Origin of the sequence: Microvirga sp. 2TAF3 (assembly GCF_052114965.1) — a bacterium.
Taxonomy (GTDB): Bacteria; Pseudomonadota; Alphaproteobacteria; order Rhizobiales; family Beijerinckiaceae; genus Microvirga.
On the sequence record NZ_JBFRFT010000035.1, the window covers coordinates 1 to 10,131 of the forward strand.

9 protein-coding genes and 5 pseudogenes are annotated in these 10,131 nt (G+C 59.0%); 7 read left to right on the forward strand and 7 right to left on the reverse strand.

Going from position 1 to position 10,131, the window contains the following annotated elements:
• On the forward strand, positions 1 to 187 hold a 187-nt coding region (locus tag AB4Y97_RS20570), incomplete at its 5' end, for a hypothetical protein (protein ID WP_442000905.1).
• A 235-nt stretch (positions 188 to 422) separates the two neighbouring features.
• Here the strand turns inward: AB4Y97_RS20570 and AB4Y97_RS20575 are convergent.
• A pseudogene (locus AB4Y97_RS20575) lies at positions 423 to 623 on the reverse strand (plasmid stabilization protein); the annotation flags it as partial.
• Between the two features lie 63 nt (positions 624 to 686).
• Between AB4Y97_RS20575 and AB4Y97_RS20580 the strand changes: the two are divergent.
• The 4 genes from AB4Y97_RS20580 to AB4Y97_RS20595 all read left to right on the forward strand — a co-directional run bounded on the left by AB4Y97_RS20580 (position 687) and on the right by AB4Y97_RS20595 (position 4,844).
• On the forward strand, positions 687 to 1,418 hold the full coding sequence (locus tag AB4Y97_RS20580; RefSeq protein ID WP_442000906.1) for a gluconate 2-dehydrogenase subunit 3 family protein: 732 nt from the start codon (positions 687 to 689) through the stop codon (positions 1,416 to 1,418).
• Positions 1,419 to 1,441: 23 nt separating this feature from the next.
• Positions 1,442 to 3,220, forward strand: a complete 1,779-nt coding sequence (locus AB4Y97_RS20585) for a GMC family oxidoreductase (RefSeq protein ID WP_442000913.1) — start codon at positions 1,442 to 1,444, stop codon at positions 3,218 to 3,220.
• Positions 3,213 to 4,487: a c-type cytochrome gene (locus AB4Y97_RS20590; protein ID WP_442000907.1), complete on the forward strand. Its 1,275-nt coding sequence runs from the start codon at positions 3,213 to 3,215 to the stop codon at positions 4,485 to 4,487. The genes AB4Y97_RS20585 and AB4Y97_RS20590 overlap by 8 nt, the downstream gene beginning before the upstream one ends.
• A 69-nt stretch (positions 4,488 to 4,556) precedes the next feature.
• On the forward strand, positions 4,557 to 4,844 hold the full coding sequence (locus AB4Y97_RS20595; RefSeq protein ID WP_442000908.1) for a transposase: 288 nt from the start codon (positions 4,557 to 4,559) through the stop codon (positions 4,842 to 4,844).
• A gap of 434 nt (positions 4,845 to 5,278) precedes the next feature.
• Here the strand turns inward: AB4Y97_RS20595 and AB4Y97_RS20600 are convergent.
• From AB4Y97_RS20600 to AB4Y97_RS20610, 3 genes and pseudogenes are all read right to left on the reverse strand, one after another.
• Positions 5,279 to 5,632, reverse strand: a pseudogene (locus AB4Y97_RS20600) (hypothetical protein); the annotation flags it as partial.
• On the reverse strand, positions 5,556 to 6,032 hold the full coding sequence (locus tag AB4Y97_RS20605) for a hypothetical protein (protein ID WP_442000909.1): 477 nt from the start codon (positions 6,030 to 6,032) through the stop codon (positions 5,556 to 5,558). The gene AB4Y97_RS20605 and the pseudogene AB4Y97_RS20600, both read right to left, overlap by 77 nt.
• A gap of 6 nt (positions 6,033 to 6,038) precedes the next feature.
• On the reverse strand, positions 6,039 to 6,422 hold the full coding sequence (locus AB4Y97_RS20610) for a beta-ketoacyl synthase N-terminal-like domain-containing protein (protein WP_442000910.1): 384 nt from the start codon (positions 6,420 to 6,422) through the stop codon (positions 6,039 to 6,041).
• A 484-nt stretch (positions 6,423 to 6,906) separates the two neighbouring features.
• Between AB4Y97_RS20610 and AB4Y97_RS20615 the strand changes: the two are divergent.
• Positions 6,907 to 7,813 (forward strand): annotated as a pseudogene (locus AB4Y97_RS20615) (IS701 family transposase); the annotation flags it as partial.
• 30 nt (positions 7,814 to 7,843) lie between these two features.
• On the opposite strand, the pseudogene AB4Y97_RS20620 reads toward AB4Y97_RS20615, so the two are convergent.
• Positions 7,844 to 8,122, reverse strand: a pseudogene (locus tag AB4Y97_RS20620) (TRAP transporter large permease subunit); the annotation flags it as partial.
• An 86-nt stretch (positions 8,123 to 8,208) separates the two neighbouring features.
• Between AB4Y97_RS20620 and AB4Y97_RS20625 the strand changes: the two are divergent.
• On the forward strand, positions 8,209 to 9,324 hold the full coding sequence (locus AB4Y97_RS20625; protein WP_442000911.1) for an NADH:flavin oxidoreductase/NADH oxidase: 1,116 nt from the start codon (positions 8,209 to 8,211) through the stop codon (positions 9,322 to 9,324).
• A gap of 259 nt (positions 9,325 to 9,583) precedes the next feature.
• On the opposite strand, the gene AB4Y97_RS20630 is transcribed toward AB4Y97_RS20625, so the two are convergent.
• Together AB4Y97_RS20630 and AB4Y97_RS20635 are read right to left on the reverse strand one after the other, a co-directional pair.
• The gene (locus AB4Y97_RS20630; RefSeq protein WP_442000912.1) at positions 9,584 to 9,730 is read right to left on the reverse strand and encodes a hypothetical protein; all 147 of its coding nucleotides are present in this window, start codon (positions 9,728 to 9,730) and stop codon (positions 9,584 to 9,586) included.
• 236 nt (positions 9,731 to 9,966) lie between these two features.
• Positions 9,967 to 10,131, reverse strand: a pseudogene (locus tag AB4Y97_RS20635) (cytochrome c oxidase subunit I); the annotation flags it as partial.

Below are 10,131 nucleotides of genomic sequence, written 5' to 3' on the forward strand. Positions count from 1 at the left end.
CCGAGGCGCTGATGCCGTGCACCTGGAAGACGGACTTGGCGATGTCCAGACCAATGGTGGTGACCGTGCTCATGGGTTGCTCCTGTGTCGCTGGCTGCTCGAAGCAGCCATGCTACCTCACCGCTCGGTGGGAGCCGTCCACAGCATCAAGAGCGGTCATTCGCAAGCTGCCCAAGAGCAGACTTAGTTCCCGTAGTGTCTCACAAGACCAGGATTGATATAGTATCGGCAGCACAGCCCCTGCTTGGTGGTCCGGGCACTACAAACTTCTCACCTGTCCATCAACCAATATCCCGACTAATAGACTTGGCTTCTTGGTACGGGCTTTCACAAGATGCCTGTTCTGTTCTGAGTCCAGGCGATCTGGACGGTTTCCCAAATATCCGGATCGATGATCGGCGTGTCTGACTTGGATAGGCAGGTTAGCCTGCGTTGCGCTTGCGCGTCTCCGCTGCCTTCTTGGCGGAAGCGGATCGCGCTGCCGGACGCGCGGCAGACGCTGTGCCGCCTAAAGCGCCACCTTTCTTTGATGAGACGTGAGTATCCTTATTGCCGCCACCCGTTTCCTGATTGACGGTCGCGCAGGCACGCCGTTCAGCTTCCTTCTCAGGAGCACCGCGCTCGAAGCAATGGAACATTAATACGCTCAAGGCCGTTTTTAGCCTGGCAAGCATAGGATCGTTGCGATGCGCCTCCGCCGCCGGGACTTCCTTGCAACAAGCGCCCTGGTCCTGAGCGGATATTCCATTGCCCGAGCCACCACCATAACCGGAAGCCTGCCTTGGAAGCCCGATGCCGGGGCGCCTCCCAGCCAAGTCATACCGGGATCCTGGTTTTACTTCACGAATGCAGAAGCCAAGGCCGTCGAAGCCCTTGCGGATCGGATCATTCCGCCCGACCCTGTGACGCCGGGTGGCAAGGACGCGGGATGTGCGGTTTACCTCGATCGTCAGCTCGCCGGGCCTTATGGCCGCCAGGACGGGCTTTATGTGCAACCGCCCTTCCTTAAAGGGATCAAGCAGCAGGGGCCTCAATCGGAGGACGGACCAGCGGGAGTCTATCGAAAAAGCCTTGCCGCCCTCGATCGCTACTGCAGGGAAGGCCAGGATAAGAAGTTGTTTTCCGAACTTTCGACGGGTCGCCAGGATGAAATTCTGAAAGCCCTCGAGGACGGCTCCCTGCACCTTCCGGGAGCCGACGGGCAAGCTTTTTTCGAGATGCTGCTGAAAGACATCCAGCAGGGCTTTTTCGCCGATCCGATCTATGGCGGCAATCGCGACATGGTTGCTTGGCGCATGATCGGGTTTCCCGGCGCGCGCTACGATTACCGCGACTGGGTCGGCCGCCACAACGAACGCTACCCGCTTCCTCCTGTCAGCATAACAGGACGACCCGAGTGGACGCCGAAGAGAGGCTAGAAAGAAGAGAGATTAGGAACTTGATACCTCGCAAGCTTCCCCACAAGGATGTGGTTATTATCGGACTCGGCTGGTCGGGCACGATCATGGCGCAGGAGCTGACCGACGAGGGCCTGGACGTCATCGCCATCGAGCGCGGACCGTGGCGCGATACGGCCACGGATTATCCGCCAACCTATAATCAGGACGAATTGCGCTATCGTATTCGGCACGAACTCTTCCTACGCCCCGATCAGACGACATTCACGTTCCGCAACAACATGAGCCAGACAGCTCTTCCCATTCGGAACTGGGGCGCCTTCATGCCACCGAATGGGGTCGGAGGCGGAGGCGTGCATTGGAATGCAGAGACATGGCGGTTCCTGCCCTCCGACTTCGTTTTGAAAACACATCTCACGGAGCGCTACGGGGCGGGTTTTCTTCCATCTGACATGACGATCCAGGATTGGGGCGTCACATACGATGAGTTAGAGCCACATTACGACCACTTCGAATATCTGTGCGGTACATGCGGCACGGCAGGAAACCTGCAAGGCCAGATCCAGGAGGGAGGAAACCCCTTCGAAGGTCCGCGATCCAGGCCCTATCCCAATCCGGCGCAGCAGCAGCCGTTCAGTCATACGCTCTTTGCCAAGGCGGCGCGCGAACTTGGCTACAAGCCGTTTCCGCAGCCATCGGGTAACATGTCCCGGCCTTATACAAATCCTCTGGGCGTGCGGCTTGGCCCCTGTACCTATTGCGGTTTCTGCGAATGGTTCGGCTGCGGCAACTACTCCAAAGCCAGTCCACAGACGACAATTTTGCCGGTGCTAATCCGGAAATCCAATTTCACCATCCGTGACAACAGCGAGGTCGTCCGGATCAATCTCGATCATGCATCCAAGATGGCGACGGGCGTCACCTTCGTCGATACGAGCGGTGACGAATGGGAGCAGCCTGCCGATCTCGTCATCCTGTCGGCCTATGCGATCTTCAACGTGCAGCTGATGCTGCTGTCTGGCATCGGCAAGCCCTACGATCCTCTGAGTGGTGAAGGGGTGGTCGGCCGCAATCTCACCCATCAAACCATTTCGGACGCCGTTGGATTTTTCGACAACACCAAATTCAACTTCAACCCATTCATCGCCTCCGGTGCGATCGGCATGTGCGTCGACGAGTTCAACGGCGACAATTTCGATCATGGTCCGCACGGCTTCGTCGGGGGTGGATATATGGGACAGGTCCAGACCAATGGCCGTCCCATCGAGACAACGTCTGTTCCTTCAGGCACGCCGCGTTGGGGGGCGGAATGGAAGACTGCCGTGCGCGACAACTATCTCAGCACGGTCAAGGCTGGGACAGGTGTGCATGGGAGCTTTTACAGCTATCGGGACGTCTACTTGGATCTGGACCCGACCTACAAGGACCGCTTCAATCGTCCTCTCGTGCGGATGACAATCGATCTTCATGACAATGAGCTGAAACAGAATGCCTTTCTGACAGACCGTTTCGCCGAGATCATCACGGCCATGGGAGCTCGGAAAGTCGACAAGGAATATCGCCGAGGGCCTTACGACATCACCAAATACCAAACGACCCATCTTTGTGGCGGGGCCATCATGGGGACAGATCCCCAAACAAGCGCCTTAAACCGGTACCTGCAAAGCTGGGACGCCCCTAACCTCTTCGTGATTGGAGCGAGCGCTTTCCCGCAGAACGCCGGATACAATCCCACAGGGACGGTCGCGGCGCTGGCTTATTGGTCCGCCACCGCTATCAAGAACCAATATCTGAAAAATCCGGGAGTTCTCATCCATGCCTAGGTGTTGGGCCGCATCGGATATTGCACTCGCTGCCCTTGCGGGTCTGACGATCTGTGTCGGCATATCCCGCATCCCGGCCTCCGCTTCTGACCACCAGAGTGCACAGGACTTCACCCAAATCGAGCGTGGACGCTATCTGGCATTGGCAGCTGATTGCGCAGCCTGCCATACTATGCCGGACGCAAAGCAGCCATTCGCCGGCGGACGGCCGATCGAGACCCCATTCGGCATCGTTGTGGCTCCCAACATCACGCCTGACCGCGAGACGGGCATTGGATCATGGACCGATGAGGAATTCGACGCTGCTTTGAGGCGCGGCAAGCGCCCTGATGGGTCGCGGCTTTACCCGGCGATGCCGTATCCGTCTTTCACCAAAATGTCCAAGGAGGATGTGCTTGCCATTCGGGCTTATCTCGCCACGATTGAACCGGTCCGCAACCACGTGGAACCGAACCAGCTGCCGTTTCCATTCAGCATCCGCACCGGCATGGCGGCCTGGAATGCTCTCTATTTCCAGGACGGTGAGTTTCGACCGGATACAGCCAAATCCGCAGTTTGGAACAGAGGGGCTTATCTGGTTCAGGGGCCTGGGCATTGCAGTGCCTGCCACACGCCCAAAACATTTCTTGGAGGCGACAAGACCGATCAAACTCTTCAGGGAAACGTCACGCAGGGCTGGTTAGCGTCGGATCTCACAAACGACAAGATGACGGGCCTCGGCCGGTGGACCGCCGAAGACGTCGTTGCCTATCTCGAAACGGGCCATAACGCCAATACGGCCGCGACAGGACTGATGGCAGAGGTCATCGAGCTCTCAACCTCGAAAATGACGAGGGCCGACCTGGAAGCCATTGCGGCTTACCTCAAGGATCAGCCCGGAGCAGGGCATACGGCGGTAGCGCCTCAAACCACGGACCCAGTCATGGTCGCAGGCAGTTCCATTTATCGCGATATCTGCTCGGCCTGCCATTCTCTTGACGGTAACGGCGTTCCTCGCCTTATCCCGTCCCTTGCTGCTTCGTCCTCCGTTCACTCGCAGGATCCCACGACGCTCATCAGGATTACACTGAGCGGAGCCCGCAGTGTTGCGACGGATCAGGAGCCGACAGCTCCCGCTATGCCGGCATTCGCTTGGCAGCTTAGCGACGAGCAAATCGCCGCGGTGCTTACCTATGTGCGAAACAGCTGGGGTTCTGCAGCTCCGATCGTTACCGTACATGACGTGGAAGCGAAAAGAGCGGAGCTTAAGACTAGAGGCGAGCATTGAATTCTGCTCGACCGCACGATCCATTTGCTTTGAAGTAGACCATATGGGGATGTTATCCGGAACCCCGCCTTGCTCGCGGGTCTGACGCCGAAGCGGGTCCTGGCCGACAAAGCCTATGACGCCAACGCCCTGCGCCAGATTCTTGCCAGCATGAACGCCGAAGCGGTGATCCCGTGCAATCCCACGCGAAAAGTCCGGATCCCCTATGACTTCGAGGCCTACAAGGCGCGCAACTTGATCGAGCGCTGCTTCAACAAACTCAAGCACTTCCGCCGGATCGCAACACGATACGACCGACGCGCCGCAAACTTCCTCAGCTTCGTCCTGATCGCCGCAGCTCTACAATGGATCCGATGAATGTCGATCCAGCCTAGACCATCCTCGATCAATCCTAGGGGACCAAGGTAGACCGAGGATGTGTATGTGCTGCCGATATGCGCGGTATAGGTAAGCGAAGGCTTGGTTTTCACCTCAAAACTGCCGCGGATCTCCTGCGGGGTCTTCCGAGCCGTGCGGCGCATGAGTGTGCGGTGCGCCATCGAGGCGATGCTGCCGGCCGGCGTGTGATAGACGTTGGCTGCGAAGTGGCTGTCATAGTCCACTTCGCTGTTCAGCGCCTCAAAATGCTCATAGGCGCCATCGAGAACCTCAAGATACGACAAGACGCTTTCCGGCGCATTCCCGATTTCAACCGTGGACATTGGACGGTAAGTGTCGCAAACTTTATTGCTCCAGAAGCCGTGGGATGCCGGATCAAGAGCCAGGAACTCCAGATTGTCGCTCACCACCATAGCGACAGCCCCTGCCCCCAATGCGTATTCCCAGGGCTTACCAAGATGAGCGCGGCTTTGGTCTGTTGTAGCGACAAGCGCCTTGCGGCTGCGGTTGGCGCCGGAGGCAATCCAATGAGCTGCCGTGGTCAGCGCTGCCGTTCCACCATAGCAGGCATCTTTCGTCTCGAACGTGCGGCAATTCGGGGAAATAGCACAGAAGCGGGGTACGTACGTCGCAATGGGCTTGTCAAAGTCGAGTGACGACTCCCTCCCGACAATCACGAGACCAATTTGCTCACGATCCTCCGAGGAAAGAACACCAAGAGCCGCACAACAGTTGAGGACTCCAAATCCGAAGGAGTTCTTGATCATCACATTGATCTGATGGTCCACTGGCTTGTTGGCACACACATCCAAATCGACGCTCTCGTCCATATTGTCGATGTTGAGTGAAGGGTGAAGGCGCCCATGGTTTCATCTGCAGGAGGCCTGCTACCGTTTCAACGGCAGGTGCTGACCAGCAGGTATGACCGAGAAGGGACTTCGGTGCGTTGCCGCGCAGCCGCTTGGCGTGATCGCCGAATACTGCCTTGATGGCAGAAAGTTCAGAGATATCGCCCTGTGGAGTCGACGTGGCACGAGCGCTGATAAAATCGATAGCCTCCAACTCGAGTCCTGAGCGCTTGAGCAGACGTTCGATTGTTCTTGCCTGCCCGACCGGGGACGGAGCTGGAAGATGGTTTCCATCCGACGGCGTCGTGCACCCCAGCACTTCGGCCTAAATCGACACGCCGCGAGCGAGCGCGTGGTCGAGGTTTTCCAAAACGAGGGCTGCCGCACCGTGGGATGGTACGAAGCCCTCTCTGCGGGAAGCATAAGGCCGGCTTGCTTTCTCGGGCTCATCATTGAAGCTGTCGACGGTAATGGCTCCCATGAGCGCAAGCGCGTGCAATCCCATGGGTGAAAAGTCCAGCACTCCCCCGACTACCACTGCGATGTCATGCTCATGATAGCGGATCTCATCGATTGCAGTGCGAATTGCCATGTTGGCGCTGGCACAGGCGCCGCCGAGGGTATAGCAAGCACCTTTAGCGCACAGAACTTCGGCTATGGACGTGGCATGATCTGTGTCGAGCAATAATAGTGCAGACATAGGATCCATGAAATCTGGATCCTGATTGAAGGCTTCCTGGTTATTGACCAGGTAACATTCATTGAGATTGTGCCCCCAAGCAGAACCGAAACATTCGCTTGGTCGGCATCCTCATTTACCCATCGATGAAGCCCAGCGTCGATCCAGGCATCGCATGCGACCAAGGTTGCTAGACGTGTGGCAAACGGAGCTCGCCGGCAAATCTGTCGAAGGCTCTTGTGAGCGTCAGGATCGAGATCGACTCTGAGACGCTCAATCTTACCCGCGGCATCGTACTCAGAAAGATCACCGCCAACTTTTGACGCAACACCGGAATGTTCAAAGAACCTCCAGTTTGTTACCCTGGAGACTCCAGCAATAAGACCCTCGTAAAAACTATCTAAGCTATCACCTAGCACTACTTTGGCAGGCATGAGAAACCGGCCGAGCGCTACCGACTTCTCCCCTGAAGGATTGTCCGGGGGAGGTCGTCATGAGCACCTCAGCTGCATGAGAACACGAGCTTCAGTCCTGGCTCGAACCCTTCCTCAAACCCCTTCGTCATCCCGCACGCCGGCGCATGTGCCCGCTCTATGTGGCCGGGCTGATCAGGCCCGGCGAGCGCAAGAACCTGCAGCCGATGGCAACTCAGGTGGCTCCCGCCGATTACGATCAGCTCCATCACTTCGTGGCGGTTGGCCCGTGGGATGAGGCACCACTCGAGGCTGAACTCCTGGCCCAGGCGAACCACCTCGTGGGTGGCCCCGATGCCGTCTTGGTCATCGATGACACAGCGCTGCCGAAGAAGGGCACGCATTCGGTCGGTGTCGGCTCGCAATATGCCGACGCTCTGGGCAAAAAGGCGAATTGTCAGATCCTGGTCTCCCTCACCCTCGCCAGAGATGAGGTGCCGACCCCGATCAGCTTGCGGCTGTTTCTATCCGACACCTGGGTCAAGGACCGGGAGCGCCTGCACCGCGCGGGGGTGTCGAGGCTCTCTGGATCGAGCGCTCCAAGCCCGAGATCGCGCTGACTAAGCTCCAGCGGATCATGCAAGCGGGCGTGCGCTTCGGGCGGTGCTCGCCGATGCTGGCTATGGCGTCAGCGCATCTTTCCGCCAAGCGCTCTCGGCTCTGGGGCTTCAGTGGGCGGTAGGCACGGTTCGCATTCAGAAAGTTTACCCAGTCGATGTGCAAATGGTCGCCTCAACGATCACGTGCGGACGGCCACGTAAGACCCGGATCCCAGATCAGGAGTCCGTCTCCGCCGACGCCATGCTGGCAGGAGCGCAATGGCGGCGGATTACCTGGCGGCGTGGTACCAAGGGACCGTTGCAGGCGCGGTTTGCCGCCGTGCGGGTCGCCGATGGAGCAGCGGTTCAGCTGGGCAGGCAGGCGACCCAGCATCTGCCTGGCGCAGAACTGAAGTACGACAGAGTGAAAACCGGCATCTTAGGGCTCATGGGCTAACCCGAACATGCTCGGTAGCCAGAGTGTGAGACCGGGAAAAACGCCAGCAGCGCGAGCAGGATAAACATCGCCAGCACGAAGGGCAGCGCACCGGTGATGACGGCCCCATCGATCCGCTCTTGCGCAGGCTTTGCACGACGAAGAGGTTGAGTCCCACCGGCGGTGCAGGGCGGCCTCGACCAGGACGATGATGACGATGCCGAGCCAGATCGGATCATAGCCGAGAGCCAACATGATTGGTACAACGATCGGGATCGTCGTGAAGGCGCACGCCCAGCGCCGACTCAAGGAATGCTATCCGCTGCGACACTTCAAGCTGTGTCGTTTCCATCTTTTAGGAGTGAAATGTGAGTCGTCTTTTTGAGCCTATGCAGATCGGCAATCTTCGCCTGGACAACAGGATCGCGATCGCACCCATGTGCCAGTACTCGGCCGAGGGCGGTCTCCCCAACGACTGGCACATGATCCACCTTGGGCAGCTCGCCCTGTCCGGAGCAGGCCTGCTGATCCTCGAGGCGACGGCGGTCTCACCCCAGGGAAGAATTTCGCCGTATGACCTCGGTCTCTATTCCGACGCGACAGAGGAGGCTTTCGCTCGCGTGCTCAAGGCAGTCCGGGCACATTCACCTATCCCGCTCGTCGTTCAGCTCGGTCACGCAGGCAGGAAGGCTTCGAGCCGGGCGCCCTGGGAAGGCGGCACCCAGATCAGGCCTGACGAGCCCTCGGGCTGGAGAACCGAGGCGCCGTCGGCTGTGCCGCATTCCGAGGGCGAGGACATCCCAGTCGCGCTCGACCAAGAGGGGCTTGATCGCGTCCGCGCTGATTTCGCGAATGCGGCGCGCCGGGCAGCGCGGCTCGGCTTCGATGGAATCGAGATTCATGGAGCCCACGGGTACCTACTCCACCAGTTCCTGTCGCCGATCGCAAACAAGCGCAAAGACGAGTACGGCGGCAGCATCGACAACCGGATGCGGTTCCCGCTAGAGGTGTTCGACGCGGTCCGTGAAGCTTTCCCCGCAGAACGACCGGTCTGGATTCGCGTTTCCGCGACCGATTGGATTCCCGGTGGATGGAGTATCGACGAAACGGTCGCCTTCTCGAAGGCTCTTCAAAGCCGGGGCTGTGCGGCCATCCACGTCTCGACAGGAGGCGTTTCTCCAGCACAAACGATCAAGCTCGCACCGAACTATCAGGTTCCCTATGCGCAGCGCGTTAAGGCCGAGACAGGTCTGCCGACGATCGCCGTCGGGCTGATCACGGAACCTGAACAGGCGGAGGCCATCATCGTGAACGGGGAAGCAGACGCGGTCTCGCTCGGACGCGCCATGCTGTACAATCCGCGCTGGCCCTGGCACGCAGCCGCAAGCCTCGGCGCACAGGTTCGTGCGCCCAAGCAGTATTGGCGCTCCCAGCCCCGCGAACAGAAGGACCTGTTCAAAAATACCAGCTACGGCCAGCGGTAAACCGCCTTTTTCGAAGTTGGGGGACATGACTGCCGGGGAGATCAAGCCCCGGCATGTTCCAGCAAACGCCAGCGCCGTACCGCGATAAGCGATGCATTCCAGCCAAGGCTCATGGCCAAGGCCAGCAGCAGCGACATGCCCGTTCCGAGTCGCACGGCGCATAGAAGTAGCAGGCTCAGCGCGGCGACGAATCCCCAGCATGCAGGGCACGCCATTGGCCACCGCCGAGGAAATTCGCGCGAATTTTTGGATGGAACCGTCAGTTTGCGAGCGGCGTACTGACGCCCAGCAGCGCTTCGCCCTGGTTTACGGCCAGGCTGGTGAGCCGGTACAGAATGAAGCCCTCCTTCTCGGAGCGCACGGTCGCGAGCACCTTGCCGAAGACATCCTTGATCTCGCCGAGCACATCGCCGACATATACTGACTCGGGAATCTCTTTTGCTGGATACCAGAGCCCGGCGGAGGATTGTCGTTCATCGTACGGTTGAGAGCAGCCTTCTCGTCCCAGCCTATCACCGGTGCCCCTTGAGTCTTTCACCAAGGGCCGTCGTCAGCGGGCAACTCCGCAAAGAACGTTCATAATGCTCTCCGATTTGACGATGCGGGAGGCATCCTCGCGTCCCATGCGCTATCCGGAGCCGTTCAGTGCGCAGTGTCGGCGATGCGCGGCAGGGTCTCGAACTGGTGGAAGGGCGGCGGCGACGGCAGCGTCCATTCCAACGTCGTCGCTCCTTCGCCCCACGGATTGGCGCCAGCCCGCTCCTTGCGGATGAAGGCATAGATAACGCCGAAGATGAAGACGAGAAG

Coding starts and splice junctions, on each gene's coding strand:
- AB4Y97_RS20590 (WP_442000907.1), top strand. CDS start 3,213: ATGCCTAGGTGTTGGGCCGCATCGGATATTGCACTCGCTGCCCTTGCG.
- AB4Y97_RS20610 (WP_442000910.1), bottom strand. CDS start 6,422: ATGGATCCTATGTCTGCACTATTATTGCTCGACACAGATCATGCCACG.
- AB4Y97_RS20580 (WP_442000906.1), top strand. CDS start 687: ATGCGCCTCCGCCGCCGGGACTTCCTTGCAACAAGCGCCCTGGTCCTG.